We start from the raw sequence: 25,780 nt of genomic DNA, 5'->3' as shown, positions 1-25,780 counted from the left end.
AGATCCCGCCTCACGGTCGCGGCAGGAATGATCATGTCTCTCGGACTGGTCGTCACCTCCGCGCCCGCGGCCACAGCCGCACCACCGTCCCCGACCGGCCCGGCCCCGCACTCCACTGCGGGCCGTAACGCCGAGCTGCACCGCTACACCGCCGACACCTGGCGATCCTTCGTCGCCATGGTGGACCCGGCCACCGGCCTGGTCGCCGACAACATCGGCGGTGACCTCGACCCGGCGGGCCGCTCGGCGTACACCTCGCCGACCAACATCGGCGCCTACCTGTGGAGCACCGTGGTCGCCAGGGAGACCCGGCTCATCTCCGCCGGCGAGGCCCGCGCCCGCATCGCCAAGACCCTCGACACGCTGGCCCGACTGGAGATCCACCAGGCCTCGGGCATGTACTACAACTGGTACGACCCGGCGACGGGAGCGAAACTCACCACGTGGCCGGTCGACGAGAGCACGGTCCACCCGTTCCTGTCCAGCGTCGACAACGGATGGCTCGCGACCGCCCTGACGATCGTCAAGGCCAAGGTGCCGGAGCTGGCGGCGCCGGCCCAGGCGCTGCTGCGCCGGATGGACTTCGGGTACTACTACAACCCGGCCGAACGCCAGATCCGCGGTGGCTTCTGGGTGGACCCGCCGCCGGGGTGCTCGGTCGCGGGCAACTACCGGGGCGGCCCGGACGTCTACTACACCTGCCACCACTACGGCGCTTTCAACACCGAGCCGCGCATCGCCAGCTACCTCGGTATCGCCGCTGGTCAGATTCCCCGCGAGCACTACTTCGGGACGTGGCGGACCTTCCCCCCGGAGGGCTGTGACTGGGCGTGGTCCGAGCAGCGGGCCGTCGGTCAGTGGCGCACCTACCTCGGCGTGCGGCTGTTCGAGGGCGCCTACCGCTACCGAGGCATGCAGCTCGTGCCGACCTGGGGCGGGTCGATGTTCGAGGCGCTGATGGTGCCGCTGTTCGTGCCGGAGGAGAAGTGGGGCCGCCGCAGCTGGGCGATCAACCACCCGACGTACGTGCGGGCGCAGATCGAGCACGGACTGCGCGAGGCCGGCTACGGGTACTGGGGGTTCTCGCCGTCCAACAACCCGGCGGGCGGGTATCGGGAGTACGGGGTGGACCCGATCGGGATGGACGCCGGCGGATACACCTCGGACCAGGAGCGCACCACCGTCGACTACGGGTATGGGGAGTGCCGGCCGGCGCAGCCGTTGCCCACCGCGTACGGGCAGGGTGTGGTGACTCCGCACGCCTCGTTCCTGGCGCTGCGCTACGCCGAGGACGAGGCCCTGCGGAACCTGGCGAAACTGCGGCGGGACTTCGACGCGTACGGTCCGGGCGGCTTCTATGACGCCATCAACGTGACCACGGGGCAGGCGTCGGAGCGCTACCTGTCCCTGGACCAAGGCATGATCATGGCAGCGCTGGGCAACGCCCTCGCCAACGACGTGCTGCGTGAACCGTTCAGCGGCGGCGCCATGAAGCAGCGCCTGGCGCCGCTGATGCGGATGGAGGAGTTCTCCGTGCCGCAGCGACAGGACGACTGATTCCGGGTCTGGATGATCCTGCGGTGGAGTCGGCTCCGCCCTTCACCGCAGGATCAGCCCAGCCGACGTTTCGCATGCTCCGGCGCATCTCCCCGCAGCGACGCGCGGTCCACCTGTGAGGCTCCCGTCTCCCGTCGCAGCGACGTGAGCGGGACGCTCCGGCCCACCCGGCCTCCCGCTGACCTGCACGCCGAGCCCTGGGGCGACCACATAGCACCACCAGCCGTGGATCTTGATTCGCCAGTGGTCCTCGTCGTGTCTCCTGGCACCGCCAAGTGGGCGGCTGACGCCGGTGGCGGAGTCGCGGTGGTATCACTTCCCGCCGATGGGTCGTGTCCTTTCGCGCTCGTCGAGCTGGTGATCAGGCCGGCGCGGGTAGGGAGCCTGGAGTCAGCAAACGCACTCGAAGGACAAGCCGCTACTCGCCGGGGTCGCGGTCCAGGCTGCTCGGACAGGCGCATGCCGTTGCATCTCCGCCCAGGTATCCCTCAGCGCTGCGGCCCGTAGTGGCCCGGTGGGAGCGAACTTGAACCCCGTGTCCTGAACGTCGAGGCTTTCAAGGCCGATCAGAGCGGCCTCATCGTCGAAGGCCATCTCCAAACCGAGCTGCCATAGTTCAGTCTGGCGGTAGGGATCGTCATCGTCACCGACACCAGCGATGGCCAGCTGCCGGGTGAAGGTCAGAATCAGGCGGTTGTCGCTCCATGACCGTCGGCCCCACTGGATGATGAAGCCATCGGCGTCGGAGTCCGGAGTCGGGTCGATGCCGTCGATGTCCAGTTGCAGGAACTCAGCGAACGCAGCCCACGCCGCGCCGAAATCGGTCACAGAGTCCTGCTCGACGCCGTGCCGCCGCAGGATCTGCGCGAACACGTCGACGCTGGTCCGCCAGGGGACGTACATATGCTCAGCATGCCCTGATGGTCCATCCGGCTGCCGGCCGCGTTGTGCGGTGACGCCCCCTGCAAGGTCAAGGGCGCTTCGCGTCGCTGCGCGATGGTCCTGCGGGCCGCACCAGGCGCTGCCGGCCGCACCAAAACCTCCCTTGACCCCGGAGCCTCTGCGCCCCCTCGGGTCGGCGTCACCGGCAGGCCAGGAGCCTGCCGGAGTGCGCGCGGCGCATCCCCACCACGGCCTCGCCGCGCGATGACCGGTCCCGACACCGGCGCCCGGACGAGCCGTCAAAATGAGCTTGACGTGGTACGGCCGGTGGGCTGGCTTCCCTGGTGCGGGCCAACAGAAGGCGGTGCCGCGGTTTCGGTCTTTGTAGTACAGGCATCAAGAATGTCGGTGGCGCGGTCACGATGACGCTCATCGGTGGCTTCGGCTATCGCCGCATGTATCAAGGGAAGAAGGTCCGCTCGGCGGATTAGGTCGGAACTGTCGAGGAGCAGCGCGGCCGCGATTGCGGCCGCGTGCCGGGTGGCAGGATCAGGGTCGTGCAGGAAGGCGGAGACGGCCTGGAGGATTACGGGGCGCTGGGCGCGGAGCTCGGCCATTGCCGGGTAGCCGTCCAGGGAGAAGCCGGAGCGTTCCAACTGTGCCACTACGGCCTCGTTGACGTCGGCGGCAATTCCGCCAAGCCCGTCCAGGAGCAGCACTCGCAGCGGACGGGGCGGGACGGCCCGATAGCGGATCCGCTCATCGACGAGGGCGGTGGCGGCGTAGGGTTCGGACAGGATCGCCGCGAGGTACAGGGTGGTTGGTACGGTGGCTGAATAGATGCTGTTCTGGTGGTACACCGTGTTGAACAGGTGCTCCAGCGCGTCGGCTCTGACTGCGGGCTCGTCGTCCATCAGCTTGGTGAGCGTCGACGGCGTATCCCCGGCTGGCCCATACGCGTGGCAGAGCGAGGCCCAGTCCGTGCCGTGAAGCAGTGCACGAGGATCGAGCGGCGGACCAACCCACGCCGGCTCGCCCGTGGGGTGGGTAGTCATCACGCAAAGAGGTTACAGATCGGGCCGTTGGTGCCGCAGAGCAGCGCATGCCGTGCCCGCGTGCCCGATGCAGCGGTCAACACCAGCCCACACGAGCGCCCCAGCGGCCCTGCTACGAACGCTCCGTGCTCATCCACCCGGCAACGCGACTACTTGGTGTGTAGATCAATCCGATTCCCAAGCTGAGGGTCAGCGCAGCCGGCCCGGGACACCGTGCCCCGCGCCCGCGGCTGGGGCAATGGCACGCGCCCCCGGCGGCATCCTCACTCTGAGCAGCCACGGTAGCGGCGAGGGATGTTTCGGCGACCGTGGACGCCGGCGTCGCCGATTTGGCCGCGTAGAGGTGGTCGGTGGTGTCTTCCGGTAGCAGGAGCCACACGGCGGCGAGGTCCTATGCCGTGTCGCCCGCGCGGAGGTCGCCGAAGTCGATCACGCCACAGAAGGTGCCTTCGGCGGTGAGGACGTTGGCTGGGTGCAGGTTGGTGTCAAACCATAGCGCTGGGGCAGCCCGTTGAGGCGCGGTGACCGCGTCGTGCCAGACGGCACGGGCGGCGTCCGGTGGGTTGTGGATCAATCCTCGCCGGTGGCTGATGTGGACATGGGTCAGGCGAGGCGGCGCTGCAGGGTGAGTTCGCGACGCCATCGCCACGATGGCGCCCTGGGGTGGGCCGTTCACCGAGTTCACACCCCCATCGGATCTCACAACGTTCCTGGCGAGGAGAGGTCAGTTCGTGGGGACCGTCACCACGCCGTCCCGTGAGCCACCAACGCGATAGATCAGGCTGCGGGCGATCGGATCGTCCTCGAGATGCGCGCGCAACCATAGGCGCTCCACCGGGCCACCTCGGCGGTCGCGTGGCTCAGCGGGCAGCGTACGAGTTGTTCAGCCGCCCAGCGTCCAGCTGCGAGCCTCATGTTCGGCGGATGCGTCCACATCCGGCCGGTTCAGCCGCGGCGAGCTGGTCGTTGACCCCTCTGAGCGGCGTGCCGCATACGCGGTCTGGGCTGTCGAGGCGCCGCCCTGAAGGCGCCGCCTCCTGGGTGCTTGACAAGGTGGCAACGCCCATCGCCGGGCCACGCGTGCCCGGCCAGCGCAGCGTGCCTGGTTGCCGCATACCTCGACGCTGCCGATCGACCCGATGTGCAATTTGTGAACCGGCTCGTCAGCAGCGGTGACCCGGAGCTGGCGCTGGACTCGATCGGCGAGCTTGTCGCGCTGGCTCGCGGTAACCGCTTTCCTGGCCGGATCAGCCCAGCTCCGGCCGGCGCCCGGGCGGCGGCGAGATGGACTTCTGAGGCCGGTCGCAAGAACGAGCGCGTCGCTGTGGCGGCCCACTCGTTCGGTCGCGCGGTTCACACCCGGGCGTCGGCGGGTGCCGGGGCGGCCTCGAGCGGCAGGTCGCGCATCCGGCGGATCGGGGTCGACAGATAGATGATCGGGGACAGCAGGGTGAGCGCTCCGAAGATGAGCAGAGTGGTGCGGGTGCCGAGGGGCCCGGCCAGGGCGCCGGCGAGCAGCCCGCCGAGCGGGATGGCGCCCCAGGAGACGAACTTGACCGTGGCGATCACCCGGGACAGGAGCTCCGGCGGGCTGGCGAGCATCCGGTAGGTGCGAGTGGTGACACTGAGCACCACGCTGGAGCCGGCAAAAATGATGTTGCCGACGGCGAAGGCGAGGTAGGCGGCCGTGCCTGTGCCCAGCGGGATGATGAGGGCACCAGCCACGCCGACGAAGGCCGCGACGATCAGGCCGCGCGCGGTGCCGATCCGATCGGTGAACCGGGTGGTCAGCGCGGCGCCGATGAGCGTGCCGAGGCCGTCGGCGGCGAGCAGCAGCCCGACCATGAGCGGCGACGCGTCCAGCTCGCGTACCAGGTAGTACGGGAAGAGGGCGAGCATCGCGCCGCAGACGAAGTTCGTCGCGGTGGCGTCCCACATGGCCGGGCCGATGATCGGGTGTCGGATCACGAAGTGCCAGCCCTCGCGGATCATCGTGACCATCGGTGGCCGCTCGGCCGGTCGCAGCACCTTCCGGGCCGGGAGAGTGCGCAGCAGCACGGCAGAGATCAGGTAGCTGACGGCGTCCACGAACAGCGTCGGCACCGCACCTAGCAGCTGCACCGCGAGTCCGCCCAGGGATGGCCCGCCCAGCTGGGTGGCGGCGTGCGTGCCGGAGTTGAGGCTGTTGCGCGCCTGCAACTGCGCGGCCGGCACGATCTCCGGCAGGAAGGTCTGGTTCGCCACGTCGAACAGCACGTTGGCGAAGCTCACGGCCAAGGCGACCGCGACCAACTGGGCGACCGTCAGGGCGTCGAACCACCAGGCCAGGGGACGGACGCGATGGCGAGGGCCCGGATCAGATCCAGGGCGACCTGCATGCCGCGCAGCGGCACGCGCTGCACGATCACCCCCGCCGGCAGGCTGATGAAGAGGTACGCGAGATAGCCGGCTGCCGTGATCAGACCCATCTCGAAGGCCGACGCGTCCAGCACGGTCAGCGCGGTCAGCGGCAGGGCCACCGCGCCGACCGCCGAGCCGAGATGACCGGTCGTGCCGGCGATCCACCAGCGCCAGAAAGTCGTCAGTTCCATAGTGGAACTGACTATAGTGGTGAGTGTGAGAAGAGTCGACCTCGCCGATGCGCACTGCGGCATCGCGCAATCCCTCGGCGTGCTGACCGACTGGTGGACCTTCCTGCTCGTCCGCGACATCGCCGGCGGCGTGACCCGCTTCGATGGCCTGCAACGTGGGCTCGGGATGAGCCGCCGCGCCCTGACCGAGCGCCTCGCCGCGCTCGTCGAGCACGGCGTGCTGCACCGCCGGCGGTACACAGATCGCCCGCCGCGCTACGACTACCTGCTCACCGCCAAGGGCGAGGGTCTGCTGCCGGTGCTGATCGCGCTGCAGGAATGGGGCGACCGGCACGTGCTCGGCGACGGGTCGCTCACCGCCACGGCGGCGGCCGGGTCGGCGGAGACGCGCCGGGTGCACGCCCTCGTCGGCCGCCGACTCCCTGAGCTGACCCTGGTACGCCACGACGGCGTATCAGTGCCGCCGGCTGACGCGGATGCCTGGACGGTGCTCTACTGCTTCCCCGGCGCGTTCGTACCCGGCGTACAGGGCCTCCCTCCGTACTGGGCCGACATCCCCGGCGCCCCCGGCTGCACGCTCGAGTCCAGCACCTATGCCGCACGGGCCGCTGATTTCGCCAGCGTGGGTGCGCGGATCCACGGGGTCAGCACTCAGCGTCCGGACCAGCTGGCTGCTTTCGCCGCACATGCTGAGCTGCCGTTCCCGCTGCTCTCCGACGCCGACGGGCGGCTCGCCGCGGCGCTGCTGCTGCCCACCTTCCGAGCCGCCGGCGCTGACCGACTCAAGCGGGCCACGCTGCTGCTCGACCCGGCCGCGGTGGTGCGCGCCGTCCAGTTCCCTGTGACCGATCCGGCCGGCTCGGTCGACGAGATGCTGCGCCTGGTACGCAACCACGTTCAGGGCGCCGGGTAGGACGGCCGCCAAGTGTGTTGCGAGCGCTGCCCATAGATGCTCTGCGGGCTGCCGGTTCGATGCGGGAACTGGTACTCGTTGGCGGTGCTCGCGGTCCCGCTCGCTGGCCGCGTGCTGGTAGATCAACGCGGCCAGCGAGCTCGCGTGGCCCATCCCTTGCATCAGCTCCCGAGTGCTCGCCCCGGAGGCAGCGTGTTGCCGGTGTGCCGCAGGGCGCCCTTTTCGCCGGCGTCGTCGGTGAGGACCAGGTTCCGGAGGACGCCAATCGGTACCGCACAACATCGCCATCGCCGCATGAGGACCAACCCGGTGCCCGGCAACGCTTTCTCGCAGTTCCGAAACGGGCCCATGGGCGAGCGAAAGTCGGGGATCAGGGTGCCGTCGACGATGGCGATCTGGTCGACCGGCCGCCGGCGTACCGGGGCGAGGGCCAGCAGCGGGCCGAGGCTGTCGATGACCCGGTGTGCGGCTGAGTGCGACACCCGAACAGCGGACCGATCTGAGGCATGGTCAGGTTGGTACGCCAGTACGTGGCCACCAGCAGCACCCGGTCGGCGAGGTCGAGGGCCCACTGCCGGCCCGGCCGGCCGTCAGTGATGCCACCACCGCCGCGCTCGGTGGCCAGCCGCCGGAACTGCGCCGGTGTAGACCAGCGAACGGAAAGATCCACCCCGGGCGGGCTGCGGAGTTCACCTGCACCCAGGCATCTCGGCCGGGCGTCCTCAGCAGACAGACGCCGGGGTTACGAGACAACCTCTAGCGAGGTCAGGACCGACGGAAGCGTCGCTTGCGCCGCCGACGCCGGGCTCGACTACGTCCGGTCTCGGAAGTCTCGCGAGGACGGCGCACCACGGGCTTCGCCATCAGCGGTCGTCCGGCGAGCATGCAGGCCGCAGCGGTCATGGCGAAGACCACGAGCCAAATAGACACCGCGGCCGAACCATCGACGTCGCCCGGCAGGCGGGGATCGCCCAAGCCCCCCGGATCCCGTATCACCGTGACCCGCGCGCCGACCTCGCCTTCGGGATTGTGGCTCGCACCGATCTCCGCGCCCGGCCACGCGCCCAGCTCGCCAGGAATGCGTGTTCCCTCCGGGTCCGCCAGCGCGTAGTAGAGGTGGCGCCCATTCTCGGTACCGTCGCGTATCTGTGTCACGGTGGCCTCGACCTGCTCGCCGCGCGCTTCGAGGACGGCGGTGTAGAGGCCCATCGCGCTGGCGAAAATGAGCAGCCCGGAAAAGAGCCACGCCAGGGACAGCAGGCCCATGCGAGGAGGTTGTGCGGGGGCGGTCACGAGCACCGCCGCCACCAAGGCGAGGCACCACAGGATCGCGCCCGGCGCGGCCACCCTGTCGGCCCGGATCCACGTGGTCGCGACCAATGCGCCGCTGAGCGCCGACACGACGGTCAACACGGCCAGATACGCCGCACCCAGCTGATTCACCAGCCGGAGATCGCGAATCGACACGAGCCGGAGTGTAGAGCGCCGGTGCAAAGCTGTACGAGGCGCGCGATGCGGCTTGTCGGGCGCTCCTACGTGCCATGATCTGAGCGCGGTGAGTTACGAGACACCTTTCGGCGGGCAGACGTCCGGCGACGGTCATTGTCTAGTCCCACCACACGCTTGACGAATCCGTCCCAGGACATGCTCGACGGTTGGCCTAGAAGCGGCGAAGGACCACCGCACCTGAGGCGGTGGTCAGTCGGCCTGCTCAGGTGGGAAGTCGTCGGCGAAGGCAGCCTCGACGGCTGCCGCCGGCATGCAGTCGTGTTCGTGGGCCCAGGTGCCTGCAACGTGCAACAGGGGATCGAGTCCGTCGTCGGTGACGAAGGTGAAGTCGACGCGTTGGGGCAGGGTGCGCAGCCCGCACTGTCCCTCGATCGGCGTGAGCCGTTCCCACTGGCAGTTGGTGGCGGCCAGGGCGTCGGCCACCTGAGCGAAGGTCAGTCGTGCGGGCAGGGCGATGACCTCGCCAGACTGTGCTTGGCTCGGAAGCTCGAATGTCCCTCGCCAGGTCTGGACCGTCACTGAGGTGATGATCCGGCAGCGGCATACGACGAACTCGACGTCACCGTAGGAGTACAGGTGCGGCCACCTGTGGCGTTTGTCGATCCGCCCGATGTCCCACGGCATGCCGTAGGCGGCGACGACCTCCCGTAGACGGGCGCCGGGATGAAGAAGGCCGACCCGGCCAGTGGAGCCGAACGCTGCCAGGACGTCGAGCGCCTCCACCGTCCTCAGCCTCCCCGCGGTAGCCGTCTCCCCGGCTCAGCAAGCCACACGATCAACCGGTATGGATCATGTCAAGCATCTGATGGGACGCAAGTGACAAGCATGTCCCGTGACACGACAATCCGGCGACGGTCATTGTCGAGTCCCACCTGATGGTTGACGAATCCGTCCCAGGTGTTGCTTGACGGTGGTCTAGAGATAAGTGCGAAGATCGCATCGCCGTCCTGGCGCTACGGGGTCCTGGCGTGGTGGTGAACCGGCCCTCGGTGTGGCCTGACCGATGATTCTTCCGCGCCGTGCTGGTCTGTACGCCGAGTACCGACTCACGGGAGGCTGAAAGCATGCGAAAACTGACCTTCGGCATGAACCTGAGCCTGGACGGCTACATCGCCGCGCCCGGCGACGACCTCGGCTGGGGTGTGCCGAGCGACGAGCTGTTCCAGTGGTGGTCCGACCGGGTGAGGGCGACAGGCATGGCGCTGTACGGGCGCAAACTGTGGGAGACGATGAGCTCTCACTGGCCGACCGCCGACCAGCAGCCGGGTGCCACACCGGCGGAGATTGAGTTCGCCCGCCGCTGGCGGGACATGCCGAAGGTGGTGTTCTCCTCGACGACCAGCACGGTCGACTGGAACACCCGCCTGGTCAACGGCGACGCGGTCACGGAGATCACCCGGCTCAAGGCCGAGGACGGCGGCCCCATGGATATCGGCGGCGCCACACTCGCCGCAGTGGCCATGCGGGACGGGCTGATCGACGAGTACGCGATCGTCACCCATCCGGTCCTGGTAGGTGGCGGCACGCCGTTCTTTGCGGCCCTGGACAACTGGGTGAACCTGACCCTGGTGGAGACCCGGACGTTCCCTGGCGGCGTGGTCCTGACCAGGTACGAGACCAGGCGCTGAGTACCCCAACCTCGGATCGGCCCGGGCTTCGGGCCGCCCAAGGATCTCGTGGCGCTGTGTTTCGAGGCGATCGTGATACCCGTCCCGGATCACAGACCGCGTATGGCACAAGACACGCCGCCCCGTGACTGCGCGCACTGATAGCCGCGGGTAGGAGCACGACCACGCGTCCTTTCCGCCAGCATCCGTTCGATCGGCACGGGAGGAATCCAGCATGAGCGACCGCCACTCGTTCCTGACCAGTAAACCGACGTGGCCCGGACATCGGGCCCATCGGGAAGCGATCTTGCCGCCGATCGATGGTCGATATGGCCCGATGATCTCGGATGCCCAGACGTGCATCCGGGCGTGGGCCAAAGGCGCGGCCCACGTCCGGCGGAGCCGACGCTCAGGTTGCTGCGCCATCAATACGTCTGACCGTCGACCCGCTCAGATGGCCTCGACCGTCAAAGACCTGGTTCGCTACCAGGCCTTGCCGCGGATCGGCGGGACGTCGAGGTCGTGGTGCCCGCCGCGGTGCTCGGCGAGCAGCTGGCGGCGGATGGTGCGCCAGGCGATGCGCTCTTGGCGGTGGGTGAGCTTGCGGTACAGCTGGAAGGTGCAGAGCTGGCAGCCGCACAGGTTCGGGGCATGGGTCGACGCCTGCCGGTAGCAGCGGGTGCGGATCCAGCGGTCGGCGGCGAGGAACTCGTCGAGGTCGCACGGTCCGCGGCCGGGCTCGTGAACGTCAGTGAACCAGTGGCGCACCAGCGGGTCCCGCTGCTGCACGCGTTCGGGTCGGTGGATGTCGGTCCGGGCCATGTGACGACCTGCCCTTCGGCTGCCCGCGCACCGTGCGCGGGACTAACGCCTGGCTGACATGTCGATCACCTCTGGACAGGGGGAGCGGAACGCGTGGGGTCCAGGGTAGGGGTTGGGTCCGACGGGCGTCGGTGCGGGATCCGCCTCAAAGGCGGTAACCACCGCGCGGCGGGTAGTGCTGGCCGGCGGACGGGCTGTTCCTGGCTGTCGGTACTCCCGGAGGCGCGACGATGATCCCGTGCCCGATCCTCTACGCCACCCGCCCGGCGTCAAGGGCGCTGCGCGTCGGCACGCCGATGGCCTGCGGTCACCCTTGACCCCGACCGGGCGCCGCAGTTCTTGGCACCGATCCCGGTGAGGGGGCGGCGTGGCGTCTGGCTGCGGCAGCCATCAGGCGGAGGACCAGAACTCCCCGGCGCGGAAACAGGGAGGCCGGGCCACCGCCGAATGGGCATACTGCGAGCCACTATGAGCGAACCGTTCGTCCTTCACACGTCTGGCGACCAGCGGTGGCTTGTTCACCCCCCGCAGGATCCGTACGGCGACGGCTACGTCTACACGATCGCGACGGAGTTGCACGAGCAGGGCATGACCGCGTCGACAGTCGCCAAGGTTGACGGGATCTACGCCTCCCTGGAGACGACGCTGCCTGGCTTCGTTGGGAGGCTCGCAGCCGATTGGCAAGGTTGGAACGGCACCCGTACCTGGATATCCATGGAACGCGAGCTTGTGATCGACGCCCGGCACGACGGTCGAGGCCACGTGTCGCTGGGTGTGACTCTTCGGGCTCCCGTCCCCGGCTGGGACGACACGGCTTGGTCCGCTAGAGCCGTCTTCGTTCTCGAAGCAGGGGAGGAGATGACCCGCTTTGCCGCTGACCTCACACACTTCCTCCGCACGTAGGCGCAGCCAGGCCTCACCCGCTCGTACAGCCATCCGTACAGCCGAGATGGCCCACCAACGCCGATGCTGCTCCGACAATGGCAGACGAACTGACCAGGGGCGGAGCACCCGACCATCCATCCGCGATCTTCTTCTAATCCTAAGGCCACAGGCCCGAATCCTGCCGGGCGCACACACGTCACCGCAGGTCAGCGGCTTCCCGCTCCCGGTCGAGACGATCACCGCGGCACCCGTACAAGCCATTCGTACAGGCAGGTCAGCCGAAGAGGTGCTTCGCGGCCTTGTCCACGGCGGCCCGCTCAATCTCCGGTAGGACATGGGCGTACGTGTTCATCGTCAACCCGATCTGACTGTGCCCGAGCACCTTCATGACCGTCCGGGGTGAGGCGCCGGAGACGGGCAGGAACGTCGCTCAGGCGTGCCGCAGGTCGTGCAGCCGCAGCCAGTCGAGTCCGGCCGCCGCCCGGATCTTGCGCCACGTCCGGTCGATGTGGTCCGGGTCCATCGGCTTACCGACCTTGGACGGGAAGACTAGGCCGGGATCCTGCCACTGCTGGCCCGCCGCCCACCGGTCCGCGGCTTGCTGTCGACGGTGCGCGAAAAAGGCCGAGGGTCTCCGCCGGCACCGGAACAGTCCGCCGGGACCGATCCGTCTTGGGTGCCACGAGTTGCAACCGGCCATCCGCTCGCTGGACGGTTTGCCGCACGGTCAGGGTGCCAGCGTCGAGATCGACGTCCGACCAGGCGAGGCCGAGCAGCTCCCCGCGACGGAGCCCGACCGTCAGGGTACAGATGTACAACGCTTCCAGGCGATGACCCCGCAGCACATCAAGCAACCGCTTGGCCTGGTCCACGCCCAGGGCGCGACGCTCGATCTGCCTCATAGCCGGCGGGCGGACCGACTTGGCGGCGTTGCGCTGCACCAGCTCCTCCCGCTCCGCGCCGTCGCCCCTCCGCGCCGTCGCCCCTCCGGGGCAGCGCAAACGTGATTCGACAACTGATGTGCGACGCAGCCGTCGCAAGGTCCTCTCATGTCGATGAGAGCGCATGGCATGACTGGCTGACTCGTTACCTCGCCGATGAGTCGTGAGCAGCCGCTATGGAGGCGAGGTAGCCCAGCAGATTGGCGTCGTTGGCACCGGGATCACGGATGAAACAGCGATCGCGCGGGTGGGCGAGAGCGTGCGGCCAACCGCTTTCCCCGCCAAGCGTTGACGATGGATTGATCAGCAATATATGTTGCCCCGGTGACTGAGATGCGCGAGGTCACGTTTCTGATCCTGACTGCGCTAGCTGACGAGCCGCGCCACGGCTACGGGATTATCCAGGAGGTCGCCGTCCTGTCCGGTGGCCGCGTCACCCTGCTGCCGGGAACCCTCTACGCCGCCCTGGACCGGCTGGTCGCGCAGGGCTTAGTGGAGCTCAGCCACGAGCAGGTCATTGACGGCCGGCTGCGCCGCTACTACCGGTTGCGCACCGACGGTCGCGCCGAGCTCGCTCGCCAGACAGAGCGGCTGCGCCAGCTCGCGTCCGCCGCCGAATCCCGGCTGCGCGCCCTACGGCCTAACCACGCCTGACCCCTACTGTCACAGGTCCTGGGAGAATCCATGCACCGCTGGCTACTGCTGGCCTATCCGCGCGACTACCGCCGGAAGCGCGGCCCCGAAATCCTCGAGACGGTGCATGACATTGCACCCACCAGCCGCGGTGCGCGTGTAGCGACGAATTTCGTACGCCACGGTCTGCGCGCCCGCCTCGGGCGACCAGCAAGTCGCAGCGTGGTCGTCTGGGCATCGGTCTTCACGGTGGCGTGCGGTCTGTTCGCCGCATCCTTCGGCACCTGGCTCACCTGGCTCGGCTCCCGCCCGCTTGACCACAACGAGCTTGCCGCAGCGGTCAGCCAGCTCTATCCGGACAAGCAGGTGAGCCATATAGACAAGAACGACCCGCCCGCCGTGTTCATGATCTATGGCAGCCCACTGAGCTGGAGCTTCGCTTCCGAGCTGCTGTTTGGTGACGGCGGCGAATACTCGCTGGCCGGGCTTGGCGCGTCCTTCGAACAACTGCCGGCCGACAGTCGCCCGCGCGTCCTCGCAGAGCTCAGGCAGCGGCTCCAGGCGGCCGGATGGGACTACACCGAAGAAATCTATTCCAACTCGTACGACTGCATTCCCGGCTCGCGATGCGATCCTTCCTCAATACCCTCCAACATCACCCTGTACGCGCAACGTGGCGACAACATCCTTGAAGTACACATCAACGCCGACAACACGACCCCGAGGATGGACTTCGCCATGACCCGGTCGACGCCCTGGAGCGCGTATCCCGCTGGCGTTGTCGCCTTCGTGCTAGGCGCGCTGAGCGGCTGGTGCCTATTCGGCTGGGCCAGCAGACGCACGGAAGGGGGCCACCCGCTGGCCCAAGGATTGGCGAGGTTCCTGTATGGCTTCGCGATGTTCCTGTGGTTGGCACCGATCCTGCTGAGCGCGCCGCTGATGCTGTCGCACCACCTGAGCGAGCCACATCTCCGCTGGCATCTACCGTGGGAATGGCTCGGCCAGCCCACCATGTCGCTTCCGTTCCTGCTCGGCTGCCTCATGCTGACCCTCGCGCTGGGCCTCGCCGCGCTGCCCTACCGGCAGCCAGCTGACCAAACCCTCGCGCCCAGCTGACGCACTCAGCCGAGGCCAAGTGCACGGATCTGGCCTGGCTGCGGTCGTAGCACCAGTCAATAGGTAGCCGCGATCAGCGCGCTGAGGTCGGCGTAGATCAGTTGGCGAACGAGTGTCGCGCATCAGTCGACGGAGGGACCCCGGGCAGCGCGACAAGGCCGGTACGAGTTGCCGAGTCCCAGATGATGCTGCGGCTGCACTACCGCATCCGTGACCGCAAACGCTGGCGCGAGTTCCTGAGCTTCCTCAAGACCCTGCGCCGCCGCTGGCCCGACCAGAAGCTCTATCTGATCTGCGACAACTTCTCCCCGCACAAACACCCCGAGGTCCGCGCCTGGTGCGCCGCCAACCAGGTCGACCTGGTCTTCCCACCGACCTATGCGTCATGGCTGAACTGGATCGAAGCCGAGTTCGCCGCCGTGCGGTACTTCGCCCTCAACGGCACCGACCACCGCAGCCACGCCGAGCAGGATGCCGCCATCGGCGACTACATCCGATGGCGCAACCAGCGAGCCCGACCGAAATCCAGATTCGCCGCCGGCTCCAAGATCCGCCACCCGGATTACCCGTTCAAGGCTGCATGACGAGGCACTAGCAAAGTCAACCTATTTTTAGACCGATCTGTCTGATAGTCTTGGTGCATGGTTTCAACGCGTCCGTCTGCACGGCAGCGCCTCCTCGAGGCTGCTGACCGCTTGTTCTACTCCGAGGGTGTCCACACGGTCGGGATCGACAAAGTGATCGGAGAGGCGGGGGTTGCCAAAGGCTCGCTTTTTTACAACTTCTCGGGCAAGGACGACTTGGTGGCCGCCTACCTTGAAGGCAGGGATCAGCGGCGACGCGACCGGATCGCCCGGCACCAGCAAGGCCTGAAAGATCCAATCGAAAAACTGCTGGCAATCTTCGACGCCCTGAACGAAGCGGTTGCTGCCCCAGGTTACCGGGGCTGCGCCTTCGCCAACGCAAACGCCGAAGCCCTCCCTGGCAGCGTAGAAGCCAAAGCCCTCCGTACTTTCCGGGACTGGCTCGCCGATACCCTTCTGGCCCTGGGCAAAGAAGCAGGATTCACTGACGCTGCCGATGTGGCGGCCCGCCTCGGGCTGCTTTACGACGGGGCCGTCGCCAACTCCCAACTGGACACCCACCCGGACGCGGTCCGCCTCGCCAAAGAACTCGCCTCCATGGTCCTCAACAGCTCACCTAGGACCACCTGAGGTGGAAACTATGGGGCACGCAAAGCCGCCAATTTCTGCTATCCAGGTTCCAGTCTGCGTTTGCACTGGGTGCCATGCGGCAGAAGATTCCAGGAACAACCGCGCTACCGCCGCGGCGTCGTCCTCTCCGTTCTACTGGTCATGGCGGCCTTCTGGAGCGAGGACCTCCTCGGTCTCCGCTAGGTCACTCGCCGCGACGGGATGCGGGCCAGCTTCTGCTGCGTGTTCCGCCCACGCCCGTCCAACCGGCTGGGAAACGACCGGCATAAGAACCTCCGGGAATAGGTTCTGAGCAGACTCGGTTACGAGTGTGTCGCTGGCAGGGGTGACCCACAAAAGCACAAGAACTCCCGCCGTCGAGCGGGTGGGACACCGCCAATGTCATGAGCCCAAACCTTGAGCTCAAACTTGCACTACCAATACCTCAACTAAGTTAGGAACTGAAGCAATGGATTACAAACTCGAACTCATCGGGTACGTCCAGGTCGATCCAGACATCACGCTCAGGAGGATGGTGGCGCAGACCACCACGCCAAAGGGAACTGTGCTTCTCCTGCATGGATTTCCGGAGACGCTGTGTGCCTGGAAAGACATTTCCCTGGCGCTGTCCACGGACTACGAAGTCCATGCCATCGACTGGCCAGGCTATGGTCTTTCATCGCGGCCCCCGGCCGACAAGTTTTCGTACTCGCCCAAAGATTATGCGCGTGTTCTGCAGGACTACATCAAGAAGGCGAACATCGCGACATCGACGCTCACGATCTATGCGACCGACATCGGAGCTCTCCCGGCCCTGCTAGCAGCTCTCGACGATCCGCAGATCGCCAGGACCATCATTGTTGGTGATTTCGCGCCGTTCAACAGGCCTCAGTACATGCACGACGGATTGCAAAGTCTGAAGTCGGAACCCTCAGCAAGTGCGACGCTCGCCGGCTACAAAAGCAGGACCAGTGCGGAGCTTCTCGACACCGCCTTGAAGGGAGGTATTCCCAAAGAAGCGCAGTTTGAGGCTTCGGCTGAGTTCAAGGATGACGTCTCCCGCGCATGGAGCCATGGCGGAATGACACCGCCTGACGCCTTCTACCACTACTACTCCCATTTTACGCGAGATGAAGATTATCTTGAGGCGAACATCGACAAGCTCAAAACGCCCGTGAAAGTCGTCTGGGGCGAGAAGGACAACTTTATCAAGAAGGAAATGGGGATCGAGTTCGCGCAAAGGATTAACGCGAACATCCGTATTCTTCCTGATGTGGGACACTACGCCCACCTGCAAAGCCCGGAGCTGGCCATTGAGGAGATTCGTGCCTCATTCCGATGACCGCGCGGTGCCCGTTCCAGGGGGGGCAGCTGCAAACATCGTGCACTTCTCTGGCAATTGTGGCGAAGCCGGAGAAAAGGTGCCGGCCGAGAGCTTCGCAGCTAGTGCCTCGTCATGCAGCCTTGAACGGGTAATCCGGGTGGCGAATCTTGGAGCCGGCGGCGAATCTGGATTTCGGTCGGGCTCGCTGGTTGCGCCATCGGATGTAGTCGCCGATGGCGGCATCCTGCTCGGCGTGGCTGCGGTGGTCGGTGCCGTTGAGGGCGAAGTACCGCACGGCGGCGAACTCGGCTTCGATCCAGTTCAGCCATGACGCATAGGTCGGTGGGAAGACCAGGTCGACCTGGTTGGCGGCGCACCAGGCGCGGACCTCGGGGTGTTTGTGCGGGGAGAAGTTGTCGCAGATCAGATAGAGCTTCTGGTCGGGCCAGCGGCGGCGCAGGGTCTTGAGGAAGCTCAGGAACTCGCGCCAGCGTTTGCGGTCACGGATGCGGTAGTGCAGCCGCCCGGTGGCCAGGTCCAGGGCGGCGATCATGTGCCGGACGCAGCCGGGGGAGGACTACGTGGCCGCCGGTGGGATCGTCACCTCGGCGGGCAGCCGATGAGGAAGCGGCTCGCCGGTCACCTCGGCCTAGCCCTGCCGGGGCTGCGGTCGTGACGTCATTAAAAGCCGATGAGCGAGCGGTGGGGTCAGCTGTGACGCCGTCCCAGAAGTTCGTACGGACGATCTGGCCTGATGCCAGGCACGGGCTTGACCTTGACGCAGCGTCAACCCTGCATGCTGGCGTCATGTCCAAAGATCCTCACATGACAACCGGGCGGATTCCCGAGCCGGTAATTGAGGTCCAGGGCCTGGAGAAGTCATACAAACAGCTACATGTGCTGCGCGGCGTGGACTTCGACGTGGCGCGGGGCAGCATCTTCGCCCTGCTCGGCTCCAACGGAGCGGGCAAGACCACCGTCGTGCGGATCCTGTCCACGCTGCTCAAGCCGGACGCGGGAGCAGCCACGGTCAACGGCTTCGACGTCGCCACGCAGGCGGCGAAGGTGCGGGAGTCGATCAGCCTGACGGGGCAGTTCGCGGCCGTCGACGAGATTCTGAGCGGGCGGGAAAACCTGGTGTTGGTCGCCCGGTTGCGGCACCTGACGAATCCGGGCCAGATCGCGGACGACCTGCTGGCCCGATTTGCACTGACCGACGCGGCCACGCGGAAGGTGTCGACGTACTCGGGCGGTATGCGCCGCCGCCTCGACATCGCGATGAGCCTCATCGGGAACCCACCGGTGATCTTCCTCGACGAGCCAACCACTGGGCTCGACCCGCAGGCGCGCCTTGAGGTGTGGCAGGCCGTCCGGGAGCTCGCCCGGCAGGGCACGACGGTGCTGCTCACCACGCAGTACCTCGACGAGGCCGAACAGCTGGCCGACCGGATAGCGATCCTGCATCAGGGGCGCATCATCGCCAACGGCACCCTCGGCGAGCTCAAGCAGCTGCTCCCGCCCGCCACGGTGGAGTACGTGGAGAAGCAGCCAACCCTCGAGGACATCTTCCTCACGATCATCGGCGACGACGGCACAGCAGGCGCCCGCACCCCGACGGCACAAGCAGTCAAGGACCCTCGATGAAGAGACATTTCTTCGGCGACACCGCGGTCCTGCTGGGGCGGTCCCTGCGCCACATCAGCCGCAGCCCGGACACCATCATCACCACCGCGATCATGCCGATCGCCTTCATGCTGCTGTTCGTCTACGTGTTCGGCGGCGCGATCCAGACCGGGTCGGACAGCTACGTGAACTACCTGCTGCCCGGCATTCTGCTCATTACCGTCGCCTCGGGCATCTCCTACACCGCGTACCGGCTCTTCCTGGACATGAAAGGTGGCATTTTCGAGCGGTTCCAGTCCATGCCGACCGCACGCTCGTCCGTGCTGTGGGCGCACGTGCTGACCTCGCTGGTCGCCAACCTCATCTCCCTTGTGGTGGTGGTGCTGGTCGCCCTCGTTATGGGCTTCCGCTCCGGGGCCGGCGCGCTGGCCTGGCTCGCAGTCGCCGGCATCGTGATGCTGTTCACGCTGGCCCTGACCTGGCTCGCCGTGATCCCGGGCCTCACCGCGAAATCCGTGGACGGCGCGAGCGCGTTCTCCTACCCGCTCATTTTCCTGCCGTTCATCAGCTCGGCCTTCGTGCCCACGCAGAGCATGCCCGGCCCGGTGCGCGCCTTCGCCGAGAACCAGCCGGTGACCGCCATCGTCAACACGATCCGCAACCTGTTCGCCCAGCAGCACGTCAGTGGCGACATCTGGATCGCCCTCGCCTGGTGCGCCGGCCTCCTCATCGTCGCGTACGGCGCCGCTATGACCATCTACCGCCGCAGAATCAGTTGACGACCGGTCATCGTCGTGCAGGCATGAAGCCATGCTGACCATCGGACAGCTGGCCTCCTACGCCGGGGTGACCATCCGCGCGGTGCGGCACTACCACCACATCGGGCTGCTCCGGGAGCCGGAGCGTGACGCCTCCGGCTACCGCAGCTACAACGCGGCGGCGGTCGTGCGACTCATCCGGATCCGGACCCTCGCCGAGGCAGGGGTCCCGCTGGCCCGGGTCAGCGAGCTCCTCGACGCCGACCCCCAGACGTTCGCCGCCGCGACCACCGAAATCGACCGGCGGCTGCGTACGCAGATCCGCGAGCTGCAGGAGCACCGACGGCGCATCGCGCGGCTCGGCTGCGGCGACTCCCTGGCTGTCCCAGCGGAGGTGGTCGACTACCTCGACCGCCTGCGTGCCACCGGAGCGCCGGCGGTCCTCGTGGAGGCCGAGCGCGACGCGTGGATCCTCATGGCGGCACGGTGGCCGGAGGTGATCCCGGAACTCATGGCCGACAAGGTGGCCCAGCTGGCCAATCCGAAGGTCATCCGGCTCTACCAGCTCATCGGTCGGATCGCGGACGACGGGGGCGACGAGGAGCTGCTACGCGAGACCGCCGACCTGATGAGCGAGCTGTTTGAACAGGCCGCCGCCAATGGGGAGCTCGACCTGCAGGATGAGTTCACGCCCGACGCGGCGTTCGTGCACCTGATGGACTCGTTCGCCAACGCCTCCCACCCCGCCGTCGCGCGGCTACAGGAGCTGGTTGCCGAGCGCGGTTGGACCGGATGGACCCGGATCGAAAGGCGTGGGCCCTGAGGCGTCAGACCGTGCCCGCAGGCGGAAGCCCCGCGGTTGCCGTCTGAGTCCCGGGGGCGCGGGGCTTCCGGAGGTTCGTCAGTGGTCGCTACGCGGGTCCCGGTCGGCGCTCCGGCTGCCGGACTTGGCCAGGCCGCGGTTGACCAGGTAGCCGATGGTCAGCAGGGTGATGTACCACCAGGCATTGTCGGCGGCGAAGTAGGCGCCACTCTATTGGCTTCGTCACCGAGGACACGAATGCGAATCACACCCGTCAACATGTCCTGGCAGGCGCTGACGTGGCCGTCGATGGCGATGTCCGCGCTGGACACCGTTGTGACCGACCTCGGCCACGAGGTCACCCAGCTCTACGAGAACCTGAACTATGCCGAGCATTGCCTGGACGATCGGCGGGATGCTCAACCGCCTCACCCGCGGCCACCCCGCCACCCGGGCGCCCCGCCGCACCTTCAACAAGCCCGAATAATCACATTTCAAACGCGCTCTCAGGTCGAGGGATTTGAGCAGGGCGCGGGCGGTGGCCGGTTGGCGCCGTCGGTCGGTGCCTGGGCGATGACCACGGTGGCCGTGCCGGGCTGCGTGGCCCGGCCGGGGCGACAGCAGGTGCAACTGCTCGCCGTCGTGACCAGATGATCACAGCCCTGGTCCGAACGGCCGTCGCAGGCGGCGAGGAACAACTCCAGCAGACAGTGAGACGAGGCGTGGACGAGGCCTCGTCCGCCGTCGCAGACGATGCTGGATCAACTATCGCTCTTGAAACGGCCGTATGAAGCCGCGTGGGTGACCTCGAAGGCCGATAGATCCGTTGGCCGGAACTGTCACCCCCGCCGTCCCGTCGGTTACCCAGCGAAGGCGCGAGCGACCTCCATGACGTACACGCCGTATTCCGACTGGCTCATCGCGTGCCCGAGTTCATGACACTGGTCGGGGGTGATGAACCCCAGGCGCAGGGCGATCTCTTCGACGCAGGCCACCCGGACCCCTTGGCGGTTGGCCAGGATCTGCACGTACTGCGCCGCCTCCACCAGCGACCGGGGGGTGCCGGCGTCCAGCCAGGCGAAGCCCCTCCCCAGTTCCACGAGCTGCGCCCGCCCGGCTTTGACGTAGTACTGGTTCACATCGGTGATCTCCAGCTCGCCGCGGGGCGACGGCGTGAGGTCCCTGGCGATCTCGGTGACCTCGGAGTCATAGAGATACAGGCCTGTGATGGCGCAGGTGGAGTACGGCTGCTCCGGCTTCTCGGTGATGGACAAGATCTGCCCCGACCGATCCACGTCGGCGATGGCGTACCGTTCGGGATCGGTCACCTGATAGCCGAACAGGGTGCAGCCGTCGACCTGGCTCTGCGTGGACCGGAGAATCTCCTGGAATCCGGAACCGTGAAAGATGTTGTCTCCCAGAACAAGGACGCTGTTGTCGTTCTTAACGTGCTCGGCCCCGATGATGTACGCTTCCGCGATTCCTCGGGGTTCGTGTTGTAACGCATAGCGAATGTTGAGGCCCAGGTGCGACCCGTCACGAAGGAGGGAGGCAATTCCCTCCTGTGAGCCCGGGCTGCAGATGATCAGAATGTCCCGCACGCCTGCCAGCATCAGAACCGACAGCGGATAATAGATCAACGGCTTGTCGTAGACGGGGAGAAGTTGCTTCGACGTGGCAACGGTAATGGGGTGAAGACGCCCACCGGTGCCTCCCGCCAGCAGAATCCCTTTCACAGAATTACCTCGAAACCTTCAACGGATGGGGTCGGGCTGGGAGCGGACGCGCGACAAGGCCTCAAAGCGGAGGAACCGCTCAGGTCGCGGCGAGGTCCGGATAAGCGCGGAGGAGGAAGTCCGTGACGTCGTCCGACGTTCGCCAGGTGGCCGCGCCGATCTTCTCGAACAACGGCAGGTCGAACTCGTACTCCAGGTAGAGGACGAGGTGGACGATGGCGAAACGGTCGAGAGCCGTCAGGCCGACCGCCGCGGGTGGCGGGGGCTCTTGCCCGTCGAGCCCCACGGTCATGTCCTTGACCTCCAGAACGAGGTCCCGCACCCGGGTGCGAACGTGCGCCGGTTCACTCACAGTTGGTTCCGCCCTTCTCATCGGGTCGTGGTCGATGGACGGTGAGCGCGCTCAACGGCGAGCTCGGCGAGGCGCGGGACGAGGTCACTCGGGGTGGGTTGGCGCAGAACCTCCGCCTGCAGATTCGCTGCCCCTTCGGTGAAGTTCGAATGGTCGAGCAGGTTCACCAGCGCCGCATGGACATTCTCGGCGGTGGCGGACAGGACGGGAATCGCGATGCCGGCTCCGTGCTGGGCGATTCTGCGGGCCTTCGCGGGCGCGTCGAAGTGCTCGGGCAGGATCAGCTGCGGAATCCCGGACAGCAATGCGCTGCTGAGGGTCCCCGTTCCTCCGTGGTGAATGACCGCCGAGCAGCCGGGCAGGAGAGCGTGCAGCGGCACGAAGCCCGGCGCCCGGACATTGTCAGGCAGCGTTCCCAACTCCGCATGTTGTTCCTTATCGAAGGTGGCGACGACTTCGACGTCGAGGTCCGCGAGCGCGGCGAGGACCTCTTTGACGGGAAACGACGACGGCGCGATCGGATCGTTGGGGGCGGTACCCAGGGTGAGGCACACGCGCCGGCGCTCGGGCGGCTCCCACAGCCACCGCGGCACCACCGACCGACCGTTGTACGGGACGTGACGCAGCGACATGTAGTCGAGCCCAGTTCGAAGGCGGAGCGAGGGGGGGATCTGGTCGATGGTCACCATTCCGGTGGCCATGTCCTCAGAAAACTCCGCACCGAATTTCTCAGCCCGGGCGTTAAGCCATTCGGCGAGCGGGTCGCGCCCACTGGGTGGCTTCTTCTGAACGAAGAGGTCACGCGCCCAGCCGAAGAAGTCAAGACTGAAGATGAGCCGTGCGTGGGCTGCTCCCGACGCCTTGGCTGCGATCGCTCCGGCGAGCGTCGAAGGCTCCCAGATGACCAGGTCCGGGTGCCAGGACCGACAGAAAGCGACGAGATCGTTGATCATCGGATCATTGATGATTCTAAATATCCAGTTGACGTTGTTGTCGGCGCCGGAAAGCAGGTAATCCCAGCTGATCTCCTCATCGGGGTGATCAACTTTTCCGAATGGCGGTTGATGGTCCGCCTGGGAAACGTTGGCCGCAAGGTGGGGCCGACGAGCGAGAAACGCGCGGAGCACCTCGTTCCTCCCCACGGGCACCCCGGTCAGCCCCGCATCATTGATCGTGCTCATCAATTCAGGCGGACCTGCCACGCGCACCTCGTGACCGGCCGCGCAGAACGCCCACGCAAGCGGAATCATGCTCAGGAAATGCGTCTTCTCCGCGTAGCTGGTGAACAGAATTTGCATAGAGGTGGCCTCTCAGGAATGGATTCGCAAAGGGCATCGATAAAGCAAAGAGGTCAATTTGAATTGCGCGTGTCCGGCCGGCCGCCGGCAATGCGCGCGGCCGAAACGAACATCTCGGCCCGCCGGCCGGAAGTTGTCCCGCCAGCGGGACAGTGCCATTCCTGGGCCGCCGTGAGGCGCTGGGCACCCATCATGAGGACGGCCGCACCGCGGACTTGTTCCGCCGACGGCACTGCCTCGGGATGGTGCGGGCGCGGGTCAGGCGTTGACTTTCCTCAGGTCCCGAAAGCGCCACGCGTCGTGGTGGATCAGAGTGGAGTGCAGCAGGGCGTTCTCGGCTGTTCGCAGGGTTTCGGTGGGGTTGAGGCCCAGGTCGGATCGGAGGGTCCGGCGTAGCGATTGGTAGACGTTCAGGGCGTCGGCGGTGCGGCCGCACCTCTGGAGGACGGCCATCAGGCGCAGGACGATGCCCTCGTCGTACGGGTCGCGTTGGTTGGCCTCCAACAAGGCGGGCGCCAGATGTTGCGAGCGGCCGCAGCCGATCTCCAGGTCGACCCAGCGGCAGAACACCGAGCGGCGGCGCTCCTGGAGCAGTTGGGCCTGGGCCTGGACGAAGTCACCTTCGAGCCCGCTCAGGGCCGCGCCGCGCCAGCACTTGAGGGCCAGCCCGTACGCCTGGGTGGCGGCCTCGAAGCGGTTCTCGCTGACGGCCTCGGCGCCGATGGATTCCAGTGCGTTGAACATGGCCACGTCGCAGCCGTCGGGACGCAACTGGAGCTGGTAGCCGTTGGGCTGGGTCTTGAGGTGGGAGTCGGCGTCAACTCGGCGGAGGGCCTTGCGGATGTGCGAGATGTGCACCTGAATCTGGTTCCGGACCTGCCGAGGCGGTCGGCTACCCCACATCATGTCGATGATGTTGTCGGTGTGGACGGGGCGGTTCGCGGACAGCGCGAGGATCGCCAGCAAGGCCCGTTGCCGGGGCCGGGGGAGTTCCACGCTGTGCTTCCCCACCGTAATTTGCATCGGTCCTAAGATTAAGACCTTCACCTAAGCCTCCATTTGTGCGGTCCATCAAAGTCGGCCATAGTCGCCTTAGTTCTTCACGATTATAAATCGGCTCGGAATCGATTCATCCCGAGGTTTCTGCCAGCACACGACGCTGAGGGTCCACAGCGTCATCAGGTCAGGGCGGGCGGCGAGGTAGTGCGGGTGCGCCGGATCGTGCAGGTCAAGAAGGCGTTTCCAATCGGGCGGCGGCAAGCGTTCCGAACAGAATCCGGAGTGCGACAGAACGAAGTTCTGGCGTATTACCTCCTCGAAGACCGGGCTTATCGGCTGCAGGCGGGGAATGGGCCAGACCTGCCAGCGGTCGGCGGACGTGTCGCCGGCCGGCAGCATCCCCAGGGGGGTCGGCATCCGGGCGTCCGGGACGGCGCCGGGGCGGGCGCCCACGGCCGCCGCAATGCCCTCCTGCACGGCCAGGCCGACGCGGTACTCCAGGAGCGGATCAAAGGCGTACGTGCTGACTGCCGCCAGCCGGGCGAACAGTAGTCGTCCGCCTTCCACCAGTACCCGTGCAAGCTCGCGCTCGGCGCCCGGAACCCAGACATTGCCCAGCCAGACCACGTCGACGCTGCCGTCCGGCAAGGGCAGCCGGGTCCGCAGGTCCGCAGTGACGAAACGGCAGGTGCCGGACGGCTCGGGCAGGTTCCGCGCGTACCCGATCATGTCGTCGTCGGCGTCCAGGCCGACGACCTCGGCGCCCGTGCCGGCCAGCAGGATCGAGGAGACTCCAGGCCCGCAGCCAGCGTCGAGGACCCGCGTGCCCGGGCGGATGCCGTACGCCGCCCACGCCTCCCGCAGCTCGGTCTCGACCGCCGTAGTGATCAAGGCTTGAAGGGCCGGATACGCGGCACGCCAACGGTTCTGGCGTCTCTGGTCGGTCCGCGACAAGCCGGCGAAGTGGCGTGTCTCCGCGGCCGGCACGAGCACGTCCTGATCGACGAATGTCTGTGTCATGCGTGGGGACGATAGCAACCTCGGCACACAGTGGTTCACAGTTTGACGCTAGTAGGGCAGCCGTACTTCGTGACTTGATCTTCGTGTGGGTGCGAGCTGTCCGGGACATGCGGGTGTGTCGATACGGGCATGAGGACGGACATGGTAGAGGCCGGGCGAGTCGA

The 25,780-nt window shown here is 66.8% G+C and carries 25 protein-coding genes and 2 pseudogenes; 13 read left to right on the top strand and 14 right to left on the bottom strand.

The features are described 5' to 3' along the window. Positions 1-33: 33 nt before the first annotated feature. Positions 34-1,557 (top strand): glucoamylase family protein, encoded by a 1,524-nt coding sequence (locus tag AC5L3Z_RS04990; protein ID WP_494839875.1) that lies wholly within the window; start codon positions 34-36, stop codon positions 1,555-1,557. Positions 1,558-1,947: 390 nt separating this feature from the next. On the opposite strand, the gene AC5L3Z_RS04985 is transcribed toward AC5L3Z_RS04990, so the two are convergent. From AC5L3Z_RS04985 to AC5L3Z_RS04970, 4 genes and pseudogenes are all read right to left on the bottom strand, one after another. Beyond that, positions 1,948-2,460: a hypothetical protein gene (locus AC5L3Z_RS04985; protein WP_494839874.1), complete on the bottom strand. Its 513-nt coding sequence runs from the start codon at positions 2,458-2,460 to the stop codon at positions 1,948-1,950. 278 nt (positions 2,461-2,738) lie between these two features. Then, positions 2,739-3,497, bottom strand: a complete 759-nt coding sequence (locus AC5L3Z_RS04980; RefSeq protein WP_494839873.1) for a hypothetical protein — start codon at positions 3,495-3,497, stop codon at positions 2,739-2,741. A 388-nt stretch (positions 3,498-3,885) separates the two neighbouring features. After that, a complete protein-coding gene (locus tag AC5L3Z_RS04975; protein WP_494839871.1) occupies positions 3,886-4,179 on the bottom strand; it encodes a hypothetical protein in 294 nt (97 codons plus the stop codon). Positions 4,180-4,847: 668 nt separating this feature from the next. Continuing rightward, positions 4,848-6,085, bottom strand: a pseudogene (locus tag AC5L3Z_RS04970) (MFS transporter). Positions 6,086-6,110: 25 nt separating this feature from the next. Between AC5L3Z_RS04970 and AC5L3Z_RS04965 the strand changes: the two are divergent. Next, on the top strand, positions 6,111-6,998 hold the full coding sequence (locus AC5L3Z_RS04965) for a winged helix-turn-helix transcriptional regulator (RefSeq protein WP_494839869.1): 888 nt from the start codon (positions 6,111-6,113) through the stop codon (positions 6,996-6,998). A gap of 365 nt (positions 6,999-7,363) precedes the next feature. On the opposite strand, the pseudogene AC5L3Z_RS04960 reads toward AC5L3Z_RS04965, so the two are convergent. The 3 genes and pseudogenes from AC5L3Z_RS04960 to AC5L3Z_RS04950 form a co-directional block, all read right to left on the bottom strand. Beyond that, positions 7,364-7,697: pseudogene (locus tag AC5L3Z_RS04960) on the bottom strand (helix-turn-helix domain-containing protein); the annotation flags it as partial. 66 nt (positions 7,698-7,763) lie between these two features. Then, positions 7,764-8,465: a hypothetical protein gene (locus AC5L3Z_RS04955; protein WP_494839868.1), complete on the bottom strand. Its 702-nt coding sequence runs from the start codon at positions 8,463-8,465 to the stop codon at positions 7,764-7,766. Positions 8,466-8,696: 231 nt separating this feature from the next. Then, positions 8,697-9,230 carry a hypothetical protein gene (locus tag AC5L3Z_RS04950; RefSeq protein WP_494839866.1) on the bottom strand — a complete coding sequence of 178 codons (534 nt, stop codon included), beginning with the start codon at positions 9,228-9,230 and terminating at the stop codon, positions 8,697-8,699. A 341-nt stretch (positions 9,231-9,571) separates the two neighbouring features. Here AC5L3Z_RS04950 and AC5L3Z_RS04945 point away from each other — a divergent pair, with 341 nt between their 5' ends. Beyond that, a complete protein-coding gene (locus tag AC5L3Z_RS04945) occupies positions 9,572-10,135 on the top strand; it encodes a dihydrofolate reductase family protein (RefSeq protein ID WP_494839865.1) in 564 nt (187 codons plus the stop codon). A 462-nt stretch (positions 10,136-10,597) separates the two neighbouring features. On the opposite strand, the gene AC5L3Z_RS04940 is transcribed toward AC5L3Z_RS04945, so the two are convergent. Next, positions 10,598-10,936, bottom strand: coding sequence for a hypothetical protein (locus tag AC5L3Z_RS04940; protein ID WP_494839864.1), 339 nt, complete (start codon positions 10,934-10,936; stop codon positions 10,598-10,600). Between the two features lie 468 nt (positions 10,937-11,404). Here AC5L3Z_RS04940 and AC5L3Z_RS04935 point away from each other — a divergent pair, with 468 nt between their 5' ends. The 6 genes from AC5L3Z_RS04935 to AC5L3Z_RS04910 all read left to right on the top strand — a co-directional run bounded on the left by AC5L3Z_RS04935 (position 11,405) and on the right by AC5L3Z_RS04910 (position 17,046). Then, positions 11,405-11,839 (top strand): DUF6228 family protein, encoded by a 435-nt coding sequence (locus tag AC5L3Z_RS04935; RefSeq protein WP_494839863.1) that lies wholly within the window; start codon positions 11,405-11,407, stop codon positions 11,837-11,839. A 1,256-nt stretch (positions 11,840-13,095) separates the two neighbouring features. Continuing rightward, on the top strand, positions 13,096-13,416 hold the full coding sequence (locus AC5L3Z_RS04930; RefSeq protein WP_494840608.1) for a PadR family transcriptional regulator: 321 nt from the start codon (positions 13,096-13,098) through the stop codon (positions 13,414-13,416). 30 nt (positions 13,417-13,446) lie between these two features. Then, positions 13,447-14,511: a hypothetical protein gene (locus AC5L3Z_RS04925; RefSeq protein ID WP_494839862.1), complete on the top strand. Its 1,065-nt coding sequence runs from the start codon at positions 13,447-13,449 to the stop codon at positions 14,509-14,511. Positions 14,512-14,693: 182 nt separating this feature from the next. Beyond that, complete coding sequence (locus tag AC5L3Z_RS04920; protein WP_494839861.1) at positions 14,694-15,095, top strand: transposase; 402 nt, start codon at positions 14,694-14,696, stop codon at positions 15,093-15,095. A gap of 57 nt (positions 15,096-15,152) precedes the next feature. Then, entirely contained in the window at positions 15,153-15,725 is a 573-nt protein-coding gene (locus AC5L3Z_RS04915) for a TetR/AcrR family transcriptional regulator (RefSeq protein ID WP_494839860.1), read from the top strand. Between the two features lie 448 nt (positions 15,726-16,173). Then, complete coding sequence (locus tag AC5L3Z_RS04910; protein WP_334616628.1) at positions 16,174-17,046, top strand: alpha/beta fold hydrolase; 873 nt, start codon at positions 16,174-16,176, stop codon at positions 17,044-17,046. Positions 17,047-17,158: 112 nt separating this feature from the next. Here the strand turns inward: AC5L3Z_RS04910 and AC5L3Z_RS04905 are convergent, their stop codons facing one another. Further along, complete coding sequence (locus AC5L3Z_RS04905; RefSeq protein WP_494839858.1) at positions 17,159-17,581, bottom strand: transposase; 423 nt, start codon at positions 17,579-17,581, stop codon at positions 17,159-17,161. 254 nt (positions 17,582-17,835) lie between these two features. Between AC5L3Z_RS04905 and AC5L3Z_RS04900 the strand changes: the two genes are divergently transcribed. From AC5L3Z_RS04900 to AC5L3Z_RS04885, 4 genes are all read left to right on the top strand, one after another. After that, positions 17,836-18,672, top strand: coding sequence for an ABC transporter ATP-binding protein (locus AC5L3Z_RS04900; RefSeq protein ID WP_494840607.1), 837 nt, complete (start codon positions 17,836-17,838; stop codon positions 18,670-18,672). Continuing rightward, on the top strand, positions 18,669-19,430 hold the full coding sequence (locus tag AC5L3Z_RS04895; protein ID WP_494839856.1) for an ABC transporter permease: 762 nt from the start codon (positions 18,669-18,671) through the stop codon (positions 19,428-19,430). The genes AC5L3Z_RS04900 and AC5L3Z_RS04895 overlap by 4 nt, the downstream gene beginning before the upstream one ends. A 31-nt stretch (positions 19,431-19,461) precedes the next feature. Then, complete coding sequence (locus AC5L3Z_RS04890; protein ID WP_494839854.1) at positions 19,462-20,232, top strand: MerR family transcriptional regulator; 771 nt, start codon at positions 19,462-19,464, stop codon at positions 20,230-20,232. Positions 20,233-20,490: 258 nt separating this feature from the next. Further along, positions 20,491-20,865, top strand: a complete 375-nt coding sequence (locus AC5L3Z_RS04885) for a hypothetical protein (RefSeq protein ID WP_494839852.1) — start codon at positions 20,491-20,493, stop codon at positions 20,863-20,865. A 206-nt stretch (positions 20,866-21,071) separates the two neighbouring features. Here AC5L3Z_RS04885 and rfbA read toward each other — a convergent pair whose 3' ends face one another. From rfbA to AC5L3Z_RS04860, 5 genes are all read right to left on the bottom strand, one after another. After that, positions 21,072-21,947 (bottom strand): glucose-1-phosphate thymidylyltransferase RfbA, encoded by an 876-nt coding sequence (rfbA, locus tag AC5L3Z_RS04880; RefSeq protein ID WP_494839850.1) that lies wholly within the window; start codon positions 21,945-21,947, stop codon positions 21,072-21,074. Between the two features lie 79 nt (positions 21,948-22,026). Next, on the bottom strand, positions 22,027-22,269 hold the full coding sequence (locus AC5L3Z_RS04875; protein ID WP_494839848.1) for a hypothetical protein: 243 nt from the start codon (positions 22,267-22,269) through the stop codon (positions 22,027-22,029). Between the two features lie 47 nt (positions 22,270-22,316). Further along, complete coding sequence (locus AC5L3Z_RS04870) at positions 22,317-23,597, bottom strand: activator-dependent family glycosyltransferase (RefSeq protein WP_494839846.1); 1,281 nt, start codon at positions 23,595-23,597, stop codon at positions 22,317-22,319. 258 nt (positions 23,598-23,855) lie between these two features. Further along, positions 23,856-24,593, bottom strand: a complete 738-nt coding sequence (locus AC5L3Z_RS04865) for an AfsR/SARP family transcriptional regulator (protein WP_494839844.1) — start codon at positions 24,591-24,593, stop codon at positions 23,856-23,858. Between the two features lie 96 nt (positions 24,594-24,689). After that, on the bottom strand, positions 24,690-25,616 hold the full coding sequence (locus AC5L3Z_RS04860) for a class I SAM-dependent methyltransferase (protein WP_494839842.1): 927 nt from the start codon (positions 25,614-25,616) through the stop codon (positions 24,690-24,692). Positions 25,617-25,780 lie beyond the last annotated feature (164 nt).

This window comes from Micromonospora sp. LZ37 (assembly GCF_059359015.1).
This window is presented reverse-complemented; position numbering and strand designations above follow the sequence as displayed.

Excerpts from the sequence above, each read along its gene's own strand:
- AC5L3Z_RS04990 (WP_494839875.1), top strand. The coding sequence starts at position 34 with ATGTCTCTCGGACTGGTCGTCACCTCCGCGCCCGCGGCCACAGCCGCA.
- AC5L3Z_RS04985 (WP_494839874.1), bottom strand. The coding sequence starts at position 2,460 with ATGTACGTCCCCTGGCGGACCAGCGTCGACGTGTTCGCGCAGATCCTG.
- AC5L3Z_RS04945 (WP_494839865.1), top strand. The coding sequence starts at position 9,572 with ATGCGAAAACTGACCTTCGGCATGAACCTGAGCCTGGACGGCTACATC.
- AC5L3Z_RS04940 (WP_494839864.1), bottom strand. The coding sequence starts at position 10,936 with ATGGCCCGGACCGACATCCACCGACCCGAACGCGTGCAGCAGCGGGAC.
- AC5L3Z_RS04935 (WP_494839863.1), top strand. The coding sequence starts at position 11,405 with ATGAGCGAACCGTTCGTCCTTCACACGTCTGGCGACCAGCGGTGGCTT.
- AC5L3Z_RS04930 (WP_494840608.1), top strand. The coding sequence starts at position 13,096 with ATGCGCGAGGTCACGTTTCTGATCCTGACTGCGCTAGCTGACGAGCCG.
- AC5L3Z_RS04925 (WP_494839862.1), top strand. The coding sequence starts at position 13,447 with ATGCACCGCTGGCTACTGCTGGCCTATCCGCGCGACTACCGCCGGAAG.
- AC5L3Z_RS04920 (WP_494839861.1), top strand. The coding sequence starts at position 14,694 with ATGATGCTGCGGCTGCACTACCGCATCCGTGACCGCAAACGCTGGCGC.
- AC5L3Z_RS04915 (WP_494839860.1), top strand. The coding sequence starts at position 15,153 with ATGGTTTCAACGCGTCCGTCTGCACGGCAGCGCCTCCTCGAGGCTGCT.
- AC5L3Z_RS04910 (WP_334616628.1), top strand. The coding sequence starts at position 16,174 with ATGGATTACAAACTCGAACTCATCGGGTACGTCCAGGTCGATCCAGAC.
- AC5L3Z_RS04905 (WP_494839858.1), bottom strand. The coding sequence starts at position 17,581 with ATGATCGCCGCCCTGGACCTGGCCACCGGGCGGCTGCACTACCGCATC.
- AC5L3Z_RS04900 (WP_494840607.1), top strand. The coding sequence starts at position 17,836 with ATGTCCAAAGATCCTCACATGACAACCGGGCGGATTCCCGAGCCGGTA.
- AC5L3Z_RS04895 (WP_494839856.1), top strand. The coding sequence starts at position 18,669 with ATGAAGAGACATTTCTTCGGCGACACCGCGGTCCTGCTGGGGCGGTCC.
- AC5L3Z_RS04890 (WP_494839854.1), top strand. The coding sequence starts at position 19,462 with ATGCTGACCATCGGACAGCTGGCCTCCTACGCCGGGGTGACCATCCGC.
- AC5L3Z_RS04885 (WP_494839852.1), top strand. The coding sequence starts at position 20,491 with ATGTCCTGGCAGGCGCTGACGTGGCCGTCGATGGCGATGTCCGCGCTG.
- AC5L3Z_RS04870 (WP_494839846.1), bottom strand. The coding sequence starts at position 23,597 with ATGCAAATTCTGTTCACCAGCTACGCGGAGAAGACGCATTTCCTGAGC.
- AC5L3Z_RS04860 (WP_494839842.1), bottom strand. The coding sequence starts at position 25,616 with ATGACACAGACATTCGTCGATCAGGACGTGCTCGTGCCGGCCGCGGAG.